This window comes from Pseudomonas sp. SD17-1, from assembly GCF_029201585.1.
GTDB lineage: Bacteria > Pseudomonadota > Gammaproteobacteria > Pseudomonadales > Pseudomonadaceae > Aquipseudomonas > Aquipseudomonas palmensis.
This window is the reverse complement of the sequence record NZ_CP104044.1, coordinates 2,366,226-2,387,526: the sequence shown is the minus strand read 5'-3', so window position 1 is coordinate 2,387,526 and position 21,301 is coordinate 2,366,226. Positions and strand designations below refer to the sequence as shown.

Here is a 21,301-nt window from a genome sequence, read left to right as displayed (position 1 = left end):
GTCTTGTGCGGGCGAATCTGCACCAACTGTAAGGAGCCGGCCGGCGTATTCCCAATGAGATGATCCGATCAAGCGATAACCCTGGGTTATCGAAGTGCGAATTCTCGTTTCATTTATAGATCGTTTTATGACCCTCGGCCTGACGGCGCTGACGGGCGAAGTCCAGCAGGATATCGGCGAACACCTGCGCCGAGCCGGTCAGCGGCTGGTCCTTGCGGGTGATGATGCCGTACTCCAGCGGTGCCAGGTGCAGCGGGGTCTGCAGCTCGCGAAACTGACCGCTGGCCAGCTGCGCCGCCACCATCGAGCGCGGCAGCATGGCGATCATCGGCCCCGACTGCAGCAGTTGCAGGAACATCGGCATCGAGATGGTATCCACGCTGTCGGCGGGGGTGGCGATGTTGGCAGCGCGAAACGCCCGCTCCAGGCGGTCGCGGATCGGCGTGCCGACCGGGTACAGCACCCACGGCCAGTCGCCCAGGGCCTCCAGCGGCGTGATCTCGAGCTGGTTGAGCGGGTGGCTGCTGTTGACCACCAGGCAGAAGGGCTCGGGCTCCAGTGCCTGGAAGTCGAACAACTGGGCGAAACGCGGTTCGGTGAAGCGCCCGATCATCAGGTCGAGCTTGTTCTGTTCGAGCATCGCCAGCAGGTAGTCGCTGGACTGCTCCACCACTTCTATCGACAGCAGCGGGCTGCGCGCCTTGATCGCGGCAATGGCCTGGGGCAGCACCACCGAGGTGGCGGCGAAGATGCCGCCCACCTTGATGAAGCCGTGCCCACCCTTGCGCAGGCGATTGACCTGGTCGACGAAGGTGTGCGAGTCGGCCAGCGCGTTCTGCGCATAGCGCACCACGTACTCGCCCAGCTCGGTGGGCGGCATGCTGCGCGGCAGGCGTTCGAACAGGGCAAAGCCGAACTGCTCCTCGAGGTCGCGCAGCATCTTGCTCAGGGCCGGCTGGCTGAGGTTCATGCGCGAGGCGGTGGCGTGCATGTTGCGCGTGCGCGCCAGGGTGTCGATCAGCACCAGGTGCTTGAAGCGCACCCAGTTGCAGAAGCTGGAATGGGTAATGTCCGAGGGCATCGGCTCAGTGCCTCCTGAAGGTGGCGGCGCAGGTCATGTCATTGCGCCCGCAGGTAATGCAGCAGGGTGTTCAGCGCCACCGAGCGTGGGCGCGAACGCAGGGTCAGCAGGCCCAGGTTGACCATGCTGATGGGCAGCTCCACCGGCAGGATGGCGACCATGCCATAGCGCGCATAATGCTCGGCCACGTCGTTGGGCACCACCGCGATCATGTCGGAGGCTTCGAGCATGGCGGTGGTGGCCAGGATCGAGGCGGTCTCGACGATGTCCAGCGACTGCACCATGCCGCCGGCCTGCAGCGCGCTTTCCACGCGCCGGCGCATGGGGCTGCCGAGCGGGTGCAGGATCCAGGTGAGGCTGACCAGGTCGGCCAGTTGCAGCGCCGCGGCGCCGGCCAGCGGGTGCCCTGCCCTGGCGATCACGCGCATCTGCTCGCCGATGTCGAACAGCTCGATGTCCAGGTCCTGGCTGTCACCCTGGTCGGGCAGGCGCCCGAGCACCACGTCGAAGTCGCCGCGCAGCAGCGCCGGCAGCAAGGTGTCGCTGGTGCCCACCTCGATGCTGATGCGCACCTTGGGGTGGTCGCGCTTGTAGGCCAGCACCGCGCCGGTCAGCAGGCGCGGCACCGGGCCCATCACCGTGCCCACCCGCACCAGGCCCATGGCACCGCGGGCCAGTTCGGCGATCTGCGCCTGGGCGTGCTCGAACTCGTGCAGCGCGCCCTGGGCATAGCGGATCATCACCTCGCCATACAGGGTGGGCTGCATGCCCCGGGGCAGGCGCTCGAACAGGCGCACGCCCAGGCGTTCCTCCAACTGCTGCAACAGCAGGCTCGCCGCCGGTTGGGTGGTGTGCATGGCCGCTGCGGCGCGGCGCAGGTTGCCGAACTCGCCCAGGGCGTTGAGCAAGGTGATCTGGCGGCTGGAAATTTTCAGCGCGCCAAGGCTGCGTGGCAGCAGCGGATCGGCTTCAGGGGTCGCTGACATATCGAATTCGGTATCCCTGGTTAGGAAACCGCGATTATGCACGTATCGCTCGGCAACCTACAGTCGGGTCTCCAAGTGGTCACCGAGAACAAGAGCCCGCCATGAGCATTCGAATTACCCACCTGAGCGTTCGCGATATCCGTTTCCCTACCTCGCTGTCGCTCGACGGCTCCGACGCGATGAACAGCGCACCGGACTATTCGGCGTCCTACGTGGTGCTGCACACCGACAGCCCCCTGGAAGGCCACGGCCTGACCTTCACCATCGGCCGCGGCAACGAGATCTGCGTGGCCGCGATCCAGTCGCTGGCACCGATGGTGGTGGGCCTGACCCTGGAAGAGATCACCGCCGACATGGGCGCCTTCTGGCACAACTTCACCGTCGGCGACAGCCAGCTGCGCTGGCTGGGCCCGGAAAAAGGCGTGATCCACCTCGCCACCGCCGCCATCATCAATGCCGTGTGGGACCTGTGGGCCAAGCACGAAGAAAAACCGGTGTGGAAGCTGCTGGCCGACATGAGCCCCGAGCAGCTGGTGCGCTGCCTGGACTTCAGCTACGTCACCGACGTGATCACCCCCGAGGAAGCCATCGCCCTGCTGCGCCGCAATGCGCCGGGCAAGGCCGAGCGCGAGGCGCAGATGCTGCGCGAAGGCTACCCGGGCTACACCACCGCACCGGGCTGGCTGGGCTACAGCGAAGAGAAGATGCGCCAGCTGACCCGCGAGGCCGTGGCCGATGGCTGGACCCACGTGAAGCAGAAGATCGGCGCCAACCTGGAAGACGACATTCGCCGCGCCGGTATCCTGCGTGACGAGCTGGGCTGGGAACGCACCCTGATGATGGACGCCAACCAGGTGTGGGGCGTGGACGAATCGATCGAGAACATGCGCCGCCTGGCCGCCTTCGCACCGCTGTGGATCGAGGAGCCGACCAGCCCCGACGACATCCTCGGCCATGCCACCATTCGCCAGCGCATCGCGCCGATCGGCGTGGCCACCGGCGAGCACTGCCACAACCGTGTGATGTTCAAGCAGATGTTCCAGGCCGGTGCGCTGGACTTCTGCCAGCTCGACGCGGCGCGCCTGGGCGGGCTGAACGAGGTGCTGATCGTGCTGCTGATGGCGGCCAAGTACGACGTGCCGGTGTGCCCGCATGGCGGGGGTGTGGGTTTGTGCGAATACGTGCAGAATATCGCGCTGTTCGACTACATCGGCGTTTCGGCCTCGCTGCACAACCGCGTGCTGGAATACGTCGACCACCTGCACGAGCACTTCATCGACCCGGTGGTGATCCGCCGCGGCCGCTACATGCCACCACTGCGCCCCGGCTACAGCATCGAGATGCACGCCGACACCCTGGAGCGCTACCAGTACCCGAACGGCCCGGTGTGGCTGGACATCGCCCGCACCTGATCGACACCCAAGCCCGCCGCCGCGACCTGCGCGTCGGCGGGCCGCACCATCAATACCGGGGTTAACAATAATGACAATCCTCAATACCGCGACAGCGGCGGCCGCGCCCGCCGTGCCTGCCGAACAACGCCTGAACAGCCTGCTGCTGCGCAAACTGCTGCCGCTGCTGGTCATCGTCTACGTGATGAGCTTTCTGGACCGCACCAACATTGCCCTGGCCAAGGCCAGCATGGGCATCGACCTGGGGCTGTCGGCCGCTGCCTACGGCCTGGGCGCCGGGCTGTTCTTTCTGACCTACGCGCTGGCCGAGGTGCCAAGCAACCTGATCATGCACCGGGTGGGCGCACGTTTCTGGATCACCCGCATCATGATCACCTGGGGCCTGCTGTCGGCAGGCATGGCGTTCGTGCAGGGCGAGACCTCGTTCTACATCATGCGCCTGCTGCTGGGCGTGGCCGAGGCCGGGCTGTTCCCGGGGGTGATGCTGTACCTGACCTACTGGTTCGACCGCGAACAGCGGGCACGCGCCACCGGTTACTTTCTGCTGGGCGTGTGCCTGGCCAACATCCTCAGCGGGCCGCTGGGCGGTGCGTTGCTGCAGATGGACGGTCTGCTGGGCTGGCATGGCTGGCAGTGGCTGTTCGTGATCGAAGGCCTGCCGGCAGTGGCGCTGGCGTATGTGGTGTGGAAGAAACTGCCTGACGGGCCGGCCTCGGCCAAATGGCTGTCGGAGGCCGACAAGCGCGATATCGAGCAGCGCCTGAGCGCCGAAAAAGCCGCCGCGCCGCCACAGACCCGCCTGAGCCAGATGTTTCGCGACAAGCAGATCTGGCTGGCGATCGCGGTGTACTTCGTGCACCAGATCACCATCTACACGGTGATCTTCTTTCTGCCGGGCATCATCGGCACCTACGGCAACCTGTCGCCGTTCCAGATCGGCCTGCTGACCTCGGTACCGTGGATTGCCGCCGCCATTGGCGCCGCGACCTTCCCGCGCCTGGCCACCACCCCCACCCGCTGCCGGATGATCATGTTCTTCGGCTTGCTGACCATGGCGGCGGGGCTGGTGATTGCCTCGTTCTCCAACTCGTTCATCGGGCTGGTGGGCTTTTCGCTGACGGCGCTGATGCTGTTCGTGGTGCAATCGATCATCTTCGTGTTCCCGTCCAGCCGTCTGAGCGGCAGTGCACTGGCGGCGGGGCTGGCGTTCGTGACCATGTGCGGGCTGTTCGGCGGGTTCGTCGGGCCGTCGGTGATGGGGTTGATCGAGCAGACCACCGGCAGCACGCGCAACGGGCTGTGGGTGATCGCCGGCCTGCTGGTGCTGGCGGCGCTGATCAGCACGCGGTTGCGTCAGGGGCAGGAGGAGAAGGTTAAGGCCTGATCGGGTATCGGTAACGCGCTCATTCGCCGGCAAGGCCGGCTCCTACGGGTTGTGCATCTGCATGTAGGAGCCGGCCTTGCCGGCGAATGGCGTTCATATCATTCCGAATGATAGTTACCTTCGCCCCATTCGATTCGTTGTTAATAGTTACAAATCGCAGAATCCGCCCACTCTCAATACATTGGCGGATCTATCCATGGAACACTCACTCAAACCCTTGCGCTATCCCCTTGCTGCCCTGGCACTGGTGGTGATGAGTGCCTGTGGTCGTACCCCGGAGGCCCCGCAAGCGCCCGGTGCACCGAAAGTCACGGTGGCCAAGGTGCTGGAGCAGCCCATCAACGAATGGGACGAGTTCACCGGCCGCCTCGAAGCCCCCGAAACCGTCGAAGTACGCCCGCGCGTTTCCGGCCAGATCGACCAGGTAGCCTTCACCGAAGGTGCCCAGGTCAAGAAAGGCGACCTGCTGTTCCAGATCGATCCGCGCCCGTTCCAGGCTCAGGTACGCCAACTTGAAGCCCAACTGCAACAAGCCCGCGCCACCGCCACCCGCAGCCAGACCGAAGCCCAGCGCGGCGAGCGCCTGCGCAGCAGCAATGCGATTTCCGCCGAACTCGCCGAGTCGCGCACCAGCGCCGCCGCCGAAGCCCGCGCCGGGGTGGCCGCGATCCAGGCGCAACTGGACCTGGCCAGGCTGAACCTGAGCTTCACCCGCGTTACCGCGCCCATCAGCGGCCGTGTCAGCCGCGCCGAGTTCACCGCCGGCAACATCGTCACCGCCGATGTCACCGCGCTCACCAGCGTGGTGTCCACCGACAAGGTCTACGCCTACTTCGACGCCGACGAGCGCGTGTACCTCAAGTACACCCAGCTGGCCCGCGACGGCCAGCGCGGCCAGAGCACCCCGGTGTACCTGGGCCTGTCCAACGAAACCGGCAACCCGCACCTGGGCCAGATGAACTTCGTCGACAACCAGGTCAACCCCAAGACCGGCACCATTCGCGGTCGCGCGGTGTTCGACAACAGCGACGGCCAGTTCACCCCCGGGCTGTACGCGCGCCTGAAACTGGTCGGCAGCGCCACCTATTCGGCCGTGCTGATCAACGACGAGGCCGTGGGCACCGACCTGGGCAAGAAGTTCGTGCTGGTGATGGACAAGGACAACAAGGCCGATTACCGCGCCGTGGAGCTGGGCCCCAAACTCGAAGGCCTGCGTATCGTGCGCAGCGGCCTGAGCAAGGAAGACCGCATCGTGGTCAAGGGCCTGCAGCGTGTACGCCCTGGCTCGCCGGTCAGCCCTGAAGAAACCCCGATGGCCAGCGACACCACCCTCGCCGCCCTCGCCCAGCAACGCCAGGCCCTGGAAGCCAGCACCCCGAGCAAGCCGGTCACGGTCAAGCTCGCCAGTGCCGCGGCACCACGCGGTTAAGGGACCAGACCGATGAATTTTTCCCAGTTCTTCATTACCCGGCCGATCTTCGCCGCCGTGCTGTCGCTGCTGATCCTGATCGCCGGCAGCATCTCGCTGTTCCAGCTGCCGATCAGCGAATACCCCGAGGTGGTACCGCCCACCGTGGTGGTGCGCGCCAACTTCCCCGGTGCCAACCCCAAGGTGATCGGCGAAACCGTGGCCGCGCCGCTCGAGCAGGCCATCACCGGTGTCGAGAACATGCTGTACATGTCCTCGCAGTCCACCGCCGACGGCAAGATCACCCTGACCATCACCTTCGCCCTGGGCACCGACCTGGACAACGCGCAGGTGCAGGTGCAGAACCGTGTGACCCGCACACAGCCCAAGCTGCCCGAGGAAGTCACGCGTATCGGTATCACCGTCGACAAGGCCTCGCCCGACCTGACCATGGTGGTGCACCTGACCTCGCCGGATAACCGCTACGACATGCTCTACCTGTCCAACTACGCGATCCTCAACATCAAGGACGAGCTGGCTCGCCTGGGTGGCGTGGGTGACGTGCAGCTGTTCGGCATGGGCGACTACTCGCTGCGCGTGTGGCTGGACCCGAACAAGACCGCCTCGCGCAACCTGACTGCCAGCGACGTGGTGGCTGCCATTCGCGAGCAGAACCGCCAGGTGGCCGCCGGCCAGCTCGGTTCGCCGCCCGCCCCCGGGGCCACCAGCTTCCAGCTGTCGGTCAACACCCAGGGCCGCCTGGTGAGCGAAGAGGAATTCGAGAACATCATCATCCGCTCCGGCGCCGACGGTGAAATCACCCGCCTCAAGGACATCGCCCGGGTGGAGCTGGGCTCCAGCCAGTACGCCCTGCGTTCGCTGCTCAACAATCAGCCGGCGGTGGCGATCCCGATCTTCCAGCGCCCTGGCTCCAACGCCATCGAGATCTCCGACGAAGTACGCGCCAAGATGGCCGAGCTGAAGAAGGACTTCCCCGAGGGCATGGACTACAGCATCGTCTATGACCCCACCGTGTTCGTGCGCGGCTCGATCGAAGCGGTGGTGCACACCCTGTTCGAGGCGCTGATCCTGGTGGTGCTGGTGGTGATCCTGTTCCTGCAGACCTGGCGCGCCTCGATCATCCCGCTGGTGGCGGTACCGGTCTCGCTGATCGGCACCTTTGCGGTGATGCACCTGTTCGGCTTCTCGCTCAACGCGCTGTCGCTGTTCGGGCTGGTGCTGGCCATCGGTATCGTGGTGGACGACGCCATCGTGGTGGTGGAGAACGTGGAGCGCAACATCGAGCTGGGGCTCAACCCGCTGGAGGCGACCAAGCGCGCCATGAGCGAAGTGACCGGGCCGATCATCGCCACTGCGCTGGTGCTGTGCGCGGTGTTCATCCCGGCGGCGTTCATCTCCGGCCTGACCGGGCAGTTCTACAAGCAGTTCGCCTTGACCATCGCGATTTCCACGGTGATCTCGGCGTTCAACTCGCTGACCCTGTCGCCGGCGCTGGCTGCGGTGTTGCTCAAGGGCCATCACGCCCCCAAGGACCGCTTCTCGAAACTGCTCGACCGCCTGCTCGGCGGCTGGCTGTTCAAGCCGTTCAACCGCTTCTTCGAGCGTGCCAGCCATGGCTACGTGGGCACCGTGGGACGCGTGATCCGCAGCAGCGGCATCGCCCTGTTCGTGTACGCCGGGCTGATGGTGCTGACCTGGATGGGCTTTGCCGCCACCCCGACCGGTTTCGTGCCCGCGCAGGACAAGCAGTACCTGGTGGCCTTCGCACAACTACCGGATGCGGCCAGCCTTGACCGCACCGAATCGGTCATCAAGAAGATGAGCGAGTTCGCCCTCAAGCAACCGGGTGTGGCCGATTCCATCGCCTTCCCGGGCCTGTCGATCAACGGGTTCACCAACAGCCCCAACAGCGGCATCGTGTTCGTCGCACTCAAGTCGTTCGACCAGCGCAAGGACCCCAGCCAGTCGGCCGCGGCGATTGCCGCCACGTTGAACGCGCAGTACGCCGACATCCAGGAAGCCTACATCGCGATCTTCCCGCCACCACCGGTTCAGGGGCTGGGTACCATCGGCGGTTTCCGCCTGCAGATCGAAGACCGTGGCAACCTGGGGTACGAGGCGCTGTACAAGGAAACCCAGAACATCATCGCCAAGAGCCACAACGTGCCGGAGCTGGCCGGGCTGTTCACCAGCTACCAGGTGAATGTGCCGCAGGTGGATGCCGCCATCGACCGTGAGAAGGCCAAGACCCACGGTGTGGCGATCAACGATATCTTCGACACCCTGCAGATCTACCTGGGCTCGCTGTACGCCAACGACTTCAACCGCTTTGGCCGTACCTACCAGGTCAACGTGCAGGCCGAGCAGCAGTTCCGCCTGGATGCCGAGCAGATCGGCCAGCTCAAGGTGCGCAACAACCAGGGCGAGATGATCCCGCTGGCGACCTTCATCAAGGTCAGCGACACCTCCGGGCCGGACCGCGTGATGCACTACAACGGCTTCATCACCGCCGAGATCAACGGTGGCGCAGCACCCGGCTACAGCTCCGGCCAGGCCGAACAGGCCATGGCAAAACTGCTCAAGGAAGAGCTGCCCAACGGCATGACCTTCGAATGGACCGAGCTGACCTATCAGCAGATCCTGGCCGGCAACACCGCGCTGTTCGTGTTCCCGCTGTGCGTGCTGCTGGCGTTCCTGGTACTGGCTGCCCAGTACGAGAGCTGGAGCCTGCCGCTGGCGGTGATCCTGATCGTGCCGATGACCCTGCTGTCGGCCATTACCGGGGTGATCCTGTCCGGTGGCGACAACAACATCTTCACCCAGATCGGCCTGATCGTACTGGTGGGGCTGGCGTGCAAGAACGCGATTCTTATCGTCGAGTTCGCCAAGGACAAGCAGGCCGAAGGGCTCGACCCGCTGGCTGCGGTGCTGGAAGCCTGCCGGCTGCGGCTGCGCCCGATCCTGATGACCTCGTTCGCCTTCATCATGGGTGTGGTGCCGCTGGTGTTCTCCTCCGGGGCCGGCGCCGAAATGCGCCATGCCATGGGTGTGGCGGTGTTCTCCGGGATGATCGGGGTGACGATTTTCGGCCTGTTGCTGACCCCGGTGTTCTTTGTGTTGATCCGTCGTTATGTAGAGCGCAGCGAGGCCCGCAAGGCGGCCCGCCAGCTGCAGCTGGAGAACCAGGCATGAACCACTTGAAACTGTGGGCACCGAGCCTGCTGGTGCTGGCCCTGGCCGCCTGTGCGGTCGGCCCGGACTACCAGGCCCCGCACACCGACGCCGCGCACCTGGCGGCGGCCGATGCGCAGGAGGCCAAGGCGGCCTTCGACCGCACCCGCTTCGATGCGATCTGGTGGCGTCAGTTCGACGACCCGGTCCTCAACCAGCTGGTGAGCCAGTCGCTGGCCGACAACCGCGAGCTGCGCGTGGCGTTTGCGCGCCTGAAGGCGGCGCGGGCGATTCGTGACGATGTGAGCAACGATGCGCTGCCCACCGTCACCAGCCGCGCCAGCAGCGACCTGGGCAAGGGTCAGATACCTGGCCAGACCGACCGCCGGGTCAACAGCGAGCGCTACGACCTGGGCCTGGACATGGCCTGGGAGCTTGACCTGTTCGGCCGCATTCAGCGCCAGCTGGAAGCCAGCGAGGCGCAGGAGGCCGCGGCCCAGGCCGACCTGCAACAATTGCAGGTGAGCCTGATTGCCGAGCTGGTTGATGCTTATGGACAACTGCGCGGTGCGCAGTTGCGCGAGAAGATAGCCCTGGCCAACCTCAAGACCCAGCAGGATTCGCGCGGCATTACCGAAACCCTGCGTGATGCAGGGGTTGGCAACGAACTGGACGTGGTGCGCGCCGATGCGCGCCTGGCGGCGGTAGAGGCCAGCGTGCCGCAGCTGCAGGCCGAGCAGGTGCGTGCGCGCAACCGCATCGCCACCTTGCTGGGGCAGCGGCCGGATGCGTTGAGTGTCGACCTGTCGCCGGCGCAGTTGCCGGCGATTGCCAAGGCCCTGCCGATTGGCGACCCGGGCGAACTGCTCAAGCGTCGCCCGGATGTGCGCAGTGCCGAGCGCCAGCTGGCGGCGGCCACGGCGAATGTTGGGGTGGCCACGGCCGACCTGTTCCCGCGGGTGAGCCTGAGCGGCTTCCTGGGCTTTACCGCAGGGCGTGGTTCGCAGTTGGGGTCGAGTGCGGCGCAGGCGTGGGCACTGGGCCCGAGCATCACCTGGGCGGCGTTCGACCTGGGCAGTGTGCGGGCGCGTCTGCGCGGCGCGAATGCCGAGGCCGAGGGTGCGTTGGCGACCTATGAGCAGCAGGTGCTGCTGGCGTTGGAAGAGTCGGAGAATGCGTTCAGCGATTACGCCAAGCGTCAGCAACGGCTGATGGCGCTGCTGCGCCAGAGCGAGGCGAGCCGCAAGGCCGCGGACCTGGCGTCGATTCGTTACCGCGAGGGTACGGTGGATTACCTGGTGCTGCTGGATGCCGAGCGTGAACGGCTTACTGCCGAGGACGCGCAGGCGTTGGGCGAGGTGGACCTGTATCGCGGGATCGTGGCGATCTACAAGGCACTCGGTGGTGGCTGGCAAACCGACAGCGTGGCTGCGGCGAACTGATTCAGAGCTCCTTTGGTTGGTTAGCACCGACCACTTTGCCCCGCCATTGGCGGGGCTTTTTTTTGTGACCTTGCGGGCCTCTTCGCCGGCACATCTGCCTTCTTGGCCCTTGAAATGCAGCGGGCCCCTTCGCCGGCAAGGCCGGCTCCTACACAGGTCACGGTAAACCTGTAGGAGCCGGCCTTGCCGGCGAAGGGGCCCGCCAGAACGCTACAACTGCTTAGTAGTAGGCGTTTTCTTTCTGCGAATGGTCGGTCACGTCACGCACGCCCTTGAGCTCCGGAATGCGTTCGAGCAAGGTGCGCTCGATGCCTTCGCGCAAGGTAACGTCGGCCTGGCCGCAACCCTGGCAACCACCGCCGAACTGCAGCACCGCAATGCCGTCCTCGACCACTTCGATCAGGTTGACCTGACCGCCGTGGCTGGCCAGCCCCGGGTTGATCTCGGTTTGCAGGTAGTAGTTGATGCGCTCGTTGATCGGGCTGTCGGCATTGACCATTGGCACCTTGGCGTTCGGCGCCTTGATGGTCAGCTGGCCGCCCATGCGGTCGGTGGCGTAGTCCACCACAGCATCCTCCAGAAACGGGATGCTGACCGCATCCAGGTAGGCGGTGAAGGACTTGAGCCCCACCGCTTCGTCTTCCGGCTTTTCTTCACCTGGCTTGCAGTAGGCAATGCAGGTTTCGGCGTAGCTCGTACCCGGCTGGGTAATGAAAATGCGAATGCCAATGCCTGGGGTATTCTGCTTTTCCAGCAGATCGGCCAGGTAATCGTGCGCGGCGTCGGTAATCGTTATGGCGCTCATGTAAGTTCCTCACAGACTTGTGCGCAGTTTACGCCAACACGGCCGGCGAACAAAGTCCTAGTAATTCTGTCGGGAAAGTGCCACCGGCACCGCCGGGCCCAGACGCGCCTCGAACCAGCCGCTCATGCGCCGGTACAGGCCCTTTTCCAACCAGCGGTAACTGGCCCACGACGCCCCGCCGATCAGCGGCACGCACAGCGCGAACACCAGGTAGGGGTTGAGCCCCAGACGCTCGCTGGCAAACCAGCCGCCGTACAGCACCAGCACATGGATCAGGTACACCGAATAGGAGCAGTCGCCCAGGGCCTTGAGCACCCGGTTGCCCTTGAAATACGGCTCCAGCGAGATGCACGCCAGCACGATCAGCGCACTCGGCAGGCCCCAGTGCAGCAGGCGTGACGAGGCATCCAGGCGGTAGATCGCCACCGATGCGGCAGCCAGGGTCAGCAACGGCAGCCACAGCCCCTGGGCAATCCAGCCGCGTCGGTAGAGCACGCCGATGGCTACGCCCAGCAGGAACTCGTAGATGATGTTGTTGCTGTAGAACCGCCCCAGCACGCCCAGGCCGGTGAGCACCTCGCTGACCGCGAACAGCGCCAGCGCCACCAGCCACAGGTGATGGCGCTGGCGCACCAGGAACACCAGCGAGAACAGCAGGTAGAAGAACATCTCGTAGTTCAGCGTCCAGCCCACGTTGAGCGTGGGGTACAGGCCGTAGCCGCCGGGGTTTTCCGCCGGAATGAACAGCAGCGACAGCAGCAGGTGCGACAGCTCCAGGGTCTGATGCGGCATCCACTGGCTGGCCACCACCAGCAGCAGCGCCATCAGGCCGGTATAGAACCAGTAGGCCGGCACGATGCGCAGCACCCGGTTGAGCAGAAAGCGCCTGGGCGCCATGGGTTTGTCGCGGGTCGAGAGGTAGATCACCAGCCCGCTGATGACGAAGAAGATGTCCACCCCGACCGCACCGCGATCGGCCAGAAACTGCCCTACCGGGCCGCTGGCCTTGAAGTCGAAGAAGATCTGCATGAAGTGGTGACAGACCACCACCCAGGCGGCGAGCGCCCTCAATGCCTGAAGCGAAAACAGCATGTCGATTCCCGTCTCTCGTTACCCCACCCTGGCCCCGCACAAATCGGGACCGCTTGCGGGTGGGACTACGAAAGGCCGGGAAAGATCAGCCCGATCTGCCCGGCGGTTGCTTCAGAGGTTCTCGTAGCGGTTCATGTCGAGCACGCCGGCCTCCACCGGATCGGTCTGCTGGATGTAGCGGCTCAGGTCATGAAAGTACTGCCAGAACTGCGGGTGGCTGCGGCGCACGCCCCAGCGCATGACGATGCGCTCGAAGCGGGCCGGATCGTCCCGCGCCGCCTCCATGTCCTCGACCCACTCGGGCACGTCGCTGGCCGGAATGTTGAACATGAAGTTGGGGTAGCTGCTCATCACCCCCGGGTAGAGGGTCAGGGTGTCCAGCCCCGGCTGGTAGCGGTAGGCCTCGCCGAGCATGAAGGCCACGTTGCTGTGGGCGCGGTTGCGCAGCAGGCTGTAGACCTTGCGCTGGCCGCCCTGCCCTTCGATGCGCAGCATGGTCGCCTCGGGCAGCTGGCCGATCACCTTGAGCCCGGCCGCCGGGCGCGAGGCCAGCCGGCTCAGGGCCTGCTCCACGTCACGGAACTCCTCGCTGCCGGGCAGCGAGCAGTACGCGCCCTGGCAGCGGTTGATCGGGTCGGGCGCGGCGTTCAGGCTGCCGGTGCGCTCCACCAGCTTGAGGCCGAAGTCGCGCTTGGGGTCGCGCGGGTCGAGCTTGAGGGCGGTCGGGGTCTTGCTGTCGATCGCCTCGTAGTCCAGCCACATCTTGACCTTGCCGCTGTTCTGGTACCAGTCGCCGAGGATGTCGCTGCGCTGCTTGGCCGGCATCAGGCGCAGGAAGTTGACCTCGGCCCCGTTGCGGATCAGGTCGAAGTACAGGCGTGTCTGCGCCTGGTGCGAGACGTTGCCGTACACGTCGAAATTCACCGCCAGCTGGTAATAGGTGCGCTCGAACAGCGGGTAGTCGAACAGCCACAGGGTCTTGGGCACATCGCCGATCAGGCCCTTGCTCACCGAGGCGCTGTCGAAGTGGCGGAAGATGGTCAGCAAGGCGTTGTCGTTGCCGGCCCACAGGCTCGACCAGCTCGGTGGCGGCAGGTCGGCATAGGCGTCGCGGCGCAGTTTTTCGTACTCGTTGCGCTTGTCGCGGTAGGCGTGCCACAGGGTCAGGATGCTGCCCACGTCGTCGATCTGACCGGGCATCGCCAGCAGTGGCGTGGCCTTGCCGCGGTACTCGGCATCGGTGATGTAGCGGTCGTGTGCCGGCTCCTGGAACAGGGTCCAGAAGTTGTCGCGGATCACGTCGGTGGCGATCTGCCCACGGCATACCGGGCCGCGAATGAAGGTGCGCACGAAATACTCGGCGTTATCGAGCATGAACTGGTAGCGCGCTATCGCCGGGATCGCCTCGAAGGTCTCGAACGGGTTGGCGCGGTGGCGCGGGCCGTAGCCGGGCAAGGCCGTGGCATGCCAGTCGCCGCTGTAGAACAGCTGCTTGACGCGCTTGAGCTTGTTCGGCCCCATCGGGTAGGTGATGTGGGTCTTGTGCACGATCACGCCCTGCACGGGCATCAGGCGGTAGTAGAAGTCGGTGCCGGGCGGATCGTTGGGGCGGCGTGTGGCGATCAGGTCGATCGGCTGGCCACTGGGCGTGCGCGAGCGCACCCACTGGAAGAAGTGGCCCTGCTCGCCGCCGACAAAGTAGATGTGCGCCAGGAACAGGTGCTCGTACAGCCAGCGCCCCACCAGCGCCTCGGTGGACCCGGGGCGGTTGAGCAGCGCCTCCCACTCGGTGATCTGCGCGGCCTCGCTGGCACTTGGCTGGATCGGGTTGTACTCCACCGGCGCACCGGCGACGAACCAGCGCTGCAGGGTCTGGTACTCGGCATCGGTAAGGCCGGTGACGGCCAGCGGCATGCCCTCCCTGGGGTGGGCGCCGGCGTAGGCGTCGAACTCGCCGGGCAGCGGGCACATGTTGTTGCGGTTGAGCCCCAGCACGATCTCCTCGGGCAGCTTGGCATTGGGGGTGAGCGGCGTGTTGTGGCCCAGCTCGAGCATGCGCGCCATCAGCGCGGCCTGGCTGCCCTGGCTGTCGAGCACCGAACTGAAGCCCTTGCGCTGCCAGGCCTCGACGCTGTGCGCGTCGTAGAACAGCCGGGTCGGCGCGACCGCCGTACTGCGGTCGCCCTGATACACAGGCACCTTGGAGGCACCGCGCGCGGCGCCCTCGGCACTGCCCAGGTTCAGCTGGCAGGCCGCGTCGTTGCAGGCATGGCAGGCAACGCACTTCTCGGTGAAGATCGGTTGGATGTCCCGGGTATAGGAAATAGCCGGGCTTGTGACGGGGGCTTGTCCGAGCGCCGCGCCGCTGATGAGCAGTGCGAAGGCGCCGGCAAGTAAACGATGCACCATGTGCCGAATGTCCTGGGTATTGATAGCTTCACGATTCTACCGGTGGCGGCAGCGTGCCAACATGAATCAAATTCATGCAAACCGGCAACACGCCTAAAAACCGCGCAGGTTTGTTATTATTCCGCAACTTTTGTATTTGCCCGACCAGGTAGTCCTATGTCTGACCGCAGCGCCCGTTACCAAGCACTTCAGCAAGCCCTCAAAGAGCGCATACTGATCCTCGATGGCGGCATGGGTACTATGATCCAAAGCTACCGCCTGGAGGAACACGACTATCGTGGCACGCGCTTTGCCGACTGGCCTAGCGACGTCAAGGGTAACAACGACCTGCTGCTGCTTTCGCGCCCCGACGTGATCGCGGCCATCGAGAAAGCCTACCTGGATGCCGGCGCCGACATCCTCGAAACCAACACCTTCAACGCCACCCAGGTATCCCAGGCCGACTACGGCATGGAATCGCTGGTGTACGAACTCAACGTGGAAGGTGCGCGCATCGCCCGCCAGGTGGCCGATGCCAAGACCCTCGAAACCCCCGACAAGCCGCGCTTCGTCGCCGGGGTGCTGGGCCCCACCAGCCGGACCTGCTCGATCTCCCCGGATGTCAACGACCCCGGCTACCGCAACGTCACCTTCGACCTGCTGGTGGAAAACTACATCGAGGCCACCCGCGGCCTGATCGAGGGCGGCGCCGACCTGATCCTGATCGAGACCATCTTCGACACCCTCAATGCCAAGGCGGCGATCTTCGCCGTGCAGCAGGTGTTCGAGGACGACGGCATCGAGCTGCCGATCATGATCTCGGGCACCATCACCGACGCCTCGGGCCGTACCCTCTCGGGCCAGACCACCGAGGCGTTCTGGAACTCGGTGCGCCACGCCAACCCGATCTCGGTGGGCCTGAACTGCGCACTGGGCGCCAAGGACCTGCGCCCCTACCTCGAAGAGCTGTCGAACAAGGCCGGCACCCACGTTTCGGCGCACCCCAACGCCGGCCTGCCGAACGCCTTCGGCGAGTACGACGAGACCCCGGCCGAAACCGCCGCGGTGATCGAAGAGTTCGCCGCCAGTGGCTTTCTGAACATCATCGGCGGTTGCTGCGGCACCACCCCGGGGCATATCCAGGCCATCGCCGAGGCAGTGGCCAAGTACCCGCCACGGGCGATCCCCGAGATTCCCAGGGCCTGCCGCCTGTCGGGCCTGGAGCCGTTCACCATCGACCGCAGCTCGCTGTTCGTCAACGTCGGCGAACGCACCAACATCACAGGTTCCGCCCGCTTCGCGCGGCTGATCCGTGAAGAGAACTACACCGAGGCGCTGGAAGTGGCGCTGCAGCAGGTCGAGGCCGGCGCCCAAGTGATCGACATCAACATGGACGAAGGGATGCTCGATTCCCAGGCGGCCATGGTCAAGTTCCTCAACCTGATCGCCGGCGAACCCGACATCTCCCGGGTGCCGATCATGATCGACTCCTCCAAGTGGGAAGTGATCGAGGCCGGCCTCAAGTGCATCCAGGGCAAGGGCATCGTCAACTCGATCTCGATGAAGGAAGGTGTCGAGGCGTTCAAGCACCATGCCCGCCTGTGCAAGCGCTACGGCGCCGCCGTGGTGGTGATGGCCTTCGACGAGGTCGGCCAGGCCGATACCGCCGCCCGCAAGCGCGAGATCTGCAAGCGCAGCTACGACATCCTGGTTGATGAGGTAGGCTTCCCGCCCGAAGACATCATCTTCGACCCGAACATCTTCGCCGTGGCCACCGGCATCGAGGAACACAACAACTACGCGGTGGACTTCATCGAGGCCTGTGCCTACATCCGCGACCACCTGCCGTATGCACTGACCTCCGGCGGGGTATCCAACGTGTCGTTCTCGTTCCGTGGCAACAACCCGGTGCGCGAGGCGATCCACTCGGTGTTCCTCTACCACGCGATCCAGAACGGCCTGACCATGGGCATCGTCAACGCCGGCCAGCTGGAGATCTACGACGAGATCCCGGCGCTGCTGCGCGAGAAGGTCGAGGACGTGGTGCTCAACCGCACCCCCGACGGCACCGATGCGCTGCTGGCGATTGCCGACGACTACAAGGGCGGCGGCGCGGTCAAGGAGGTCGAGAACGAGGAGTGGCGTTCGCTGCCGGTGGACAAGCGCCTCGAGCACGCCCTGGTCAAAGGCATCACCGCGTTCATCGTCGAGGACACCGAGGAGTGCCGCCAGCAGTGCGCGCGCCCCATCGAGGTGATCGAGGGGCCGCTGATGAGCGGCATGAACGTGGTGGGCGACCTGTTCGGCGCAGGCAAGATGTTCCTGCCCCAGGTGGTCAAGTCGGCGCGGGTGATGAAGCAGGCGGTGGCTCACCTGATCCCGTTCATCGAACTGGAAAAAGGCGACAAGCCCGAGGCCAAGGGCAAGATCCTGATGGCCACGGTCAAGGGCGACGTGCACGATATCGGCAAGAACATCGTCGGCGTGGTGCTCGGCTGCAACGGCTACGACATCGTCGACCTGGGCGTGATGGTACCGGCCGAGAAGATCCTGCAGGTGGCGCGCGAGCAGAAGTGCGACATCATCGGCCTGTCGGGGCTGATCACCCCGTCGCTGGACGAAATGGTGCACGTGGCCCGCGAGATGCAGCGCCAGGACTTCCACCTGCCGCTGATGATCGGGGGGGCAACCACCTCCAAGGCGCATACCGCGGTGAAGATCGAGCCCAAGTACAGCAACGACGCGGTGGTCTACGTGACCGACGCCTCGCGTGCGGTGGGCGTGGCCACGCAGTTGCTGTCCAAAGAGCTCAAGCCGGCCTTCGTGCACAAGACCCGCGAGGACTACGTGGAGGTGCGCGAACGCACCGCCAACCGCAGCGCGCGCACCGAGCGCCTGAGCTATGCGCAGTCGATCGAGGCCAAGCCGAAATACGACTGGTCTGCCTACCAGCCGGTGGCACCAACCTTTACCGGTACCCGCGTGCTGGAGAACATCGACCTCAAGGTGCTGGCCGAGTACATCGACTGGACGCCGTTCTTCATCTCCTGGGACCTGGCTGGCAAGTACCCGCGCATCCTCAACGACGAGGTGGTGGGCGAAGCGGCCACCGCCCTGTTCGCCGATGCACAGGAAATGCTGGCCAAGCTGATCGACGAGAAGCTGATCAGTGCCCGCGCGGTGTTCGGCTTCTGGCCGGCCAACCAGGTGGCGCACGACGACATCGAGGTGTACGGCGATGACGGCCAGCCCCTGGCCCTGCTGCACCACCTGCGCCAGCAGACGATCAAGCCCGACAGCAAGCCCAATTTCTGCCTGGCCGACTTCGTGGCGCCCAAGGACAGCGGCATCACCGACTACGTGGGCGGCTTCATCACCACCGCCGGCATCGGCGCCGAGGAAGTGGCCAAGGCCTACCAGGACAAGGGCGACGACTACAGCTCGATCATGGTCAAGGCCCTGGCCGACCGCCTGGCCGAGGCCTGCGCCGAGTGGCTGCACGAGCAGGTGCGCAAGGAGTACTGGGGCTATGCCAAGGACGAGCACCTGGACAACGAGGCGCTGATCAAGGAGCAGTACGCGGGTATCCGCCCTGCCCCGGGCTACCCGGCGTGCCCGGACCACACCGAGAAGGAAACCCTGTTCCGCCTGCTCGACGGCACGGCGATCGGCGAGACCGGCCCGAGCGGCGTGTTCCTCACCGAGCACTTCGCGATGTTCCCGGCGGCGGCGGTCAGCGGCTGGTACTTTGCCCACCCACAGGCGCAGTACTTTGCCGTGGGCAAGGTCGACAAGGACCAGGTCCAGAGCTACACCGCGCGCAAGGGGCAGGACCTGGCGGTAACCGAGCGCTGGCTGGCGCCCAACCTGGGGTACGACAACTAAGCGCTGGTGAGGTAAGGGTCTACACTGAGCTGAAGCCTTTTACAGGAGCAGATCATGGAAGACCCGGCCGAACACAAACCGCCGACCTTCTGGCAAATGCTGCACAGCGTGCTGGCTGCAGCCTTTGGCGTGCAGACCGGCAAGAACCGCGCCCGCGACTTCACCCACGGCAAGCCCGCGCACTTCATTGCGCTGGGCACGGCCTTCACGCTGGTGTTCATCCTGGTGCTGATAGGGCTGGTTCAGCTGGCGATGCACCTCACCGCCCGCTGAGGCGACCGCGTTGGCGCCTTCGCCGGCAACGCCGGCTCCTACAGGTCATGTGTGGCCCTGTGGGAGCCGGCCTTGCCGGCGAAAAGGCCGGTACAGCCTCAGGGCTCCAGCCCGATCCCGCGCAGTATCACACTGGTCACCGTCTGCAACGCCCGCTCGAACTGCGGTTCGCTCAGCGGCTGGTGCGCGTTGAGCAGGTTCACCTGGTGGCTGAAGTCGGCGTAGTGCTGGGTCGAGGCCCAGATCATGTACAGCAGCCCCGAGGGCTCCACCGGCAGAATCCGCCCGTCCTCGACCCACTGGCGAATCTTGCCCTCCTTGAGCTTGGCCCATCCGTACAGGCTGTCATCCAGCGCCGCCCCCAGGTGCGGCGCACCATGGATGATCTCGTTCGCCCACACCTTGGAACCGTGCGGGCGGGTCCAGGAATGGTTCATCTTGGCGCGGATATAGGTGCTGAGCACGATGCGCGGGTCATCGTAGAGCTCGAAGCACAGGGCGTCCTGCTTCCACACTTCCAGCAAGCCGAACAGCACCGCCTGGTACAGCTCGGCCTTGGTGCTGAAGTAATAGTGCACGTTGCTGCGCGGCAGCGCGGCGGCCTCGGCGATGTCGGCCATGGCCGTGCCGGCAAAGCCCTTCTCGGCAAAGACCCTTTCTGCTGCCAGCAGGATGCTGTCGACATTGCGTTGGCGAATGCTGTGCTTGTGCGCGGCCATGGGCGGGTCCGTTACGGATGACCCTGCAAGGCTACCACCGCCAGGGCGATTCGTGCCGCACGCTCAAAAAAGTTGTGCCGCGGGCGGTGTTTTTCAGCGCCGTGCGCTGTCCGATACTGCGCCTCACCGCATTACATCCCACACAAGAGGACGCACTCCATGACTATTCCCCTGCTCGGCCTGGGCACCTTCCGGCTCAAGGACCAGGTGGTCATCGACTCGGTCAGCCAATCCCTCGAACTGGGCTACCGGGCCATCGACACTGCGCAGATCTATGGCAACGAGGCCGACGTCGGGCACGCCATCGCCGCCAGCGGCGTTGCACGCAACGAGCTGTTCCTGACCAGCAAGATCTGGACCGAGAACCTGGGCGCCGACAAGCTGATCCCCAGCCTGAAAGAAAGCCTGCACAAGCTGGGCACCGACTATCTGGACCTGACCCTGATCCATTGGCCGTCGCCCAAGGGCGCCGTGCCGGTGGCCGAGTTCATGGGCGCCCTGCTCGAAGCAAAGCGCCAGGGCCTGACCCGCCAGATCGGCGTGTCCAACTTCACCATCGCCTTGCTGCGTCAGGCCATCGAGGTGGTGGGTGCCGAACAGATCGCCACCAACCAGATCGAGCTGCACCCCTACCTGCAGAACCGCACGCTGGTGGATTTCATGCACGAACAGGGCATCGCGGTGACCTCCTACATGACCCTGGGCTATGGCAAGGTGCTGCACGATCCGCTGATCCAGCAGATCGCCGAACGTCATGGCGCCACCCCGGCACAGGTGGCCCTGGCCTGGGCGATGCAGCTGGGCTATGCGGTGATCCCCTCCTCGACCCGGCGTGAAAACCTGGCCAGCAACCTGAAGGCAGCGCAGCTGCGCCTGAGCGAACAGGACATGGCGCAGATTGCCGGCCTGGACAAGGGCGAGCGCCTGGTCGACCCCGAGTCGCTTGCACCCGCCTGGGACTGATCAACCGCGGTCGGTGCACACCTTGGCCAGTTTCAGGTACTGCACGGTGTGCTGCCGGCCGGCAGAGTCCACGTAGGTCATGTACGCCTTCACCACGTCGCAGACCTCGGTGGCCGGCTCGTCCAGTTGCACCACGCGCGCCACGTCCAGTGGCATGCCGTACTGATAGACCGTGGTCGTCTGGGCCTGGGCGGCACCGGCCAGCAACAGCGCCAGGGGCAGCAGCGTTCGCAGCGTCATGACAGTTCTCCCGTGAAATGGAAGGCACGCC

15 protein-coding genes are annotated in these 21,301 nt (G+C 65.1%); 8 read left to right on the top strand and 7 right to left on the bottom strand.

All coding sequences use genetic code 11. The annotated features are described in order from the left end of the window. Positions 1 to 109 precede the first annotated feature (109 nt). Together N0B28_RS10885 and N0B28_RS10880 are read right to left on the bottom strand one after the other, a co-directional pair. A complete protein-coding gene (locus N0B28_RS10885; protein ID WP_043864069.1) occupies positions 110 to 1,081 on the bottom strand; it encodes a LysR family transcriptional regulator in 972 nt (323 codons plus the stop codon). Between the two features lie 38 nt (positions 1,082 to 1,119). Next, positions 1,120 to 2,067, bottom strand: a complete 948-nt coding sequence (locus tag N0B28_RS10880; protein ID WP_100632624.1) for a LysR substrate-binding domain-containing protein — start codon at positions 2,065 to 2,067, stop codon at positions 1,120 to 1,122. Between the two features lie 101 nt (positions 2,068 to 2,168). On the opposite strand from N0B28_RS10880, the gene N0B28_RS10875 reads away from it, so the two are divergent. The 5 genes from N0B28_RS10875 (at position 2,169) to N0B28_RS10855 (ending at position 10,905) form a co-directional block, all read left to right on the top strand. Next, positions 2,169 to 3,479, top strand: a complete 1,311-nt coding sequence (locus N0B28_RS10875) for an L-fuconate dehydratase (RefSeq protein ID WP_043864071.1) — start codon at positions 2,169 to 2,171, stop codon at positions 3,477 to 3,479. A 70-nt stretch (positions 3,480 to 3,549) separates the two neighbouring features. Then, positions 3,550 to 4,863, top strand: a complete 1,314-nt coding sequence (locus N0B28_RS10870; RefSeq protein WP_058540344.1) for an MFS transporter — start codon at positions 3,550 to 3,552, stop codon at positions 4,861 to 4,863. A gap of 196 nt (positions 4,864 to 5,059) precedes the next feature. After that, complete coding sequence (gene mexE / locus N0B28_RS10865; RefSeq protein ID WP_043864073.1) at positions 5,060 to 6,292, top strand: multidrug efflux RND transporter periplasmic adaptor subunit MexE; 1,233 nt, start codon at positions 5,060 to 5,062, stop codon at positions 6,290 to 6,292. A gap of 12 nt (positions 6,293 to 6,304) precedes the next feature. Continuing rightward, entirely contained in the window at positions 6,305 to 9,484 is a 3,180-nt protein-coding gene (locus N0B28_RS10860; protein WP_054914324.1) for an efflux RND transporter permease subunit, read from the top strand. After that, a complete protein-coding gene (locus N0B28_RS10855) occupies positions 9,481 to 10,905 on the top strand; it encodes a TolC family protein (protein WP_043864075.1) in 1,425 nt (474 codons plus the stop codon). Before N0B28_RS10860 ends, N0B28_RS10855 begins: the two co-directional genes overlap by 4 nt. Positions 10,906 to 11,125: 220 nt before the next feature. Here the strand turns inward: N0B28_RS10855 and nfuA are convergent, their stop codons facing one another. From nfuA to N0B28_RS10840, 3 genes are all read right to left on the bottom strand, one after another. After that, on the bottom strand, positions 11,126 to 11,710 hold the full coding sequence (gene nfuA / locus N0B28_RS10850; protein WP_043864076.1) for a Fe-S biogenesis protein NfuA: 585 nt from the start codon (positions 11,708 to 11,710) through the stop codon (positions 11,126 to 11,128). Positions 11,711 to 11,767: 57 nt separating this feature from the next. Continuing rightward, complete coding sequence (locus tag N0B28_RS10845) at positions 11,768 to 12,802, bottom strand: acyltransferase (protein WP_058540346.1); 1,035 nt, start codon at positions 12,800 to 12,802, stop codon at positions 11,768 to 11,770. 111 nt (positions 12,803 to 12,913) lie between these two features. Then, complete coding sequence (locus N0B28_RS10840) at positions 12,914 to 15,211, bottom strand: fatty acid cis/trans isomerase (protein WP_275731774.1); 2,298 nt, start codon at positions 15,209 to 15,211, stop codon at positions 12,914 to 12,916. Positions 15,212 to 15,367: 156 nt separating this feature from the next. Here N0B28_RS10840 and metH point away from each other — a divergent pair, with 156 nt between their 5' ends. Both metH and N0B28_RS10830 read left to right on the top strand, forming a co-directional pair. Next, complete coding sequence (metH, locus tag N0B28_RS10835; RefSeq protein ID WP_058540347.1) at positions 15,368 to 19,075, top strand: methionine synthase; 3,708 nt, start codon at positions 15,368 to 15,370, stop codon at positions 19,073 to 19,075. A 54-nt stretch (positions 19,076 to 19,129) separates the two neighbouring features. Further along, a complete protein-coding gene (locus tag N0B28_RS10830; protein WP_043864080.1) occupies positions 19,130 to 19,348 on the top strand; it encodes a DUF2970 domain-containing protein in 219 nt (72 codons plus the stop codon). Between the two features lie 98 nt (positions 19,349 to 19,446). Here N0B28_RS10830 and N0B28_RS10825 read toward each other — a convergent pair whose 3' ends face one another. Beyond that, positions 19,447 to 20,067 carry a TetR/AcrR family transcriptional regulator gene (locus N0B28_RS10825; RefSeq protein ID WP_275731771.1) on the bottom strand — a complete coding sequence of 207 codons (621 nt, stop codon included), beginning with the start codon at positions 20,065 to 20,067 and terminating at the stop codon, positions 19,447 to 19,449. 159 nt (positions 20,068 to 20,226) lie between these two features. Between N0B28_RS10825 and dkgB the strand changes: the two genes are divergently transcribed. Then, a complete protein-coding gene (gene dkgB / locus N0B28_RS10820; protein ID WP_275731769.1) occupies positions 20,227 to 21,030 on the top strand; it encodes a 2,5-didehydrogluconate reductase DkgB in 804 nt (267 codons plus the stop codon). Here dkgB and N0B28_RS10815 read toward each other — a convergent pair whose 3' ends face one another. Further along, positions 21,031 to 21,270: a DUF2790 domain-containing protein gene (locus tag N0B28_RS10815; protein WP_078481167.1), complete on the bottom strand. Its 240-nt coding sequence runs from the start codon at positions 21,268 to 21,270 to the stop codon at positions 21,031 to 21,033. It abuts the gene before it with no gap. Positions 21,271 to 21,301 lie beyond the last annotated feature (31 nt).

Excerpts from the sequence above, each read along its gene's own strand:
- N0B28_RS10885 (WP_043864069.1), bottom strand. The coding sequence starts at position 1,081 with ATGCCCTCGGACATTACCCATTCCAGCTTCTGCAACTGGGTGCGCTTC.
- N0B28_RS10880 (WP_100632624.1), bottom strand. The coding sequence starts at position 2,067 with ATGTCAGCGACCCCTGAAGCCGATCCGCTGCTGCCACGCAGCCTTGGC.
- N0B28_RS10875 (WP_043864071.1), top strand. The coding sequence starts at position 2,169 with ATGAGCATTCGAATTACCCACCTGAGCGTTCGCGATATCCGTTTCCCT.
- N0B28_RS10870 (WP_058540344.1), top strand. The coding sequence starts at position 3,550 with ATGACAATCCTCAATACCGCGACAGCGGCGGCCGCGCCCGCCGTGCCT.
- mexE (WP_043864073.1), top strand. The coding sequence starts at position 5,060 with ATGGAACACTCACTCAAACCCTTGCGCTATCCCCTTGCTGCCCTGGCA.
- N0B28_RS10860 (WP_054914324.1), top strand. The coding sequence starts at position 6,305 with ATGAATTTTTCCCAGTTCTTCATTACCCGGCCGATCTTCGCCGCCGTG.
- N0B28_RS10855 (WP_043864075.1), top strand. The coding sequence starts at position 9,481 with ATGAACCACTTGAAACTGTGGGCACCGAGCCTGCTGGTGCTGGCCCTG.
- nfuA (WP_043864076.1), bottom strand. The coding sequence starts at position 11,710 with ATGAGCGCCATAACGATTACCGACGCCGCGCACGATTACCTGGCCGAT.
- N0B28_RS10845 (WP_058540346.1), bottom strand. The coding sequence starts at position 12,802 with ATGCTGTTTTCGCTTCAGGCATTGAGGGCGCTCGCCGCCTGGGTGGTG.
- N0B28_RS10840 (WP_275731774.1), bottom strand. The coding sequence starts at position 15,211 with ATGGTGCATCGTTTACTTGCCGGCGCCTTCGCACTGCTCATCAGCGGC.
- metH (WP_058540347.1), top strand. The coding sequence starts at position 15,368 with ATGTCTGACCGCAGCGCCCGTTACCAAGCACTTCAGCAAGCCCTCAAA.
- N0B28_RS10830 (WP_043864080.1), top strand. The coding sequence starts at position 19,130 with ATGGAAGACCCGGCCGAACACAAACCGCCGACCTTCTGGCAAATGCTG.
- N0B28_RS10825 (WP_275731771.1), bottom strand. The coding sequence starts at position 20,067 with ATGGCCGCGCACAAGCACAGCATTCGCCAACGCAATGTCGACAGCATC.
- dkgB (WP_275731769.1), top strand. The coding sequence starts at position 20,227 with ATGACTATTCCCCTGCTCGGCCTGGGCACCTTCCGGCTCAAGGACCAG.
- N0B28_RS10815 (WP_078481167.1), bottom strand. The coding sequence starts at position 21,270 with ATGACGCTGCGAACGCTGCTGCCCCTGGCGCTGTTGCTGGCCGGTGCC.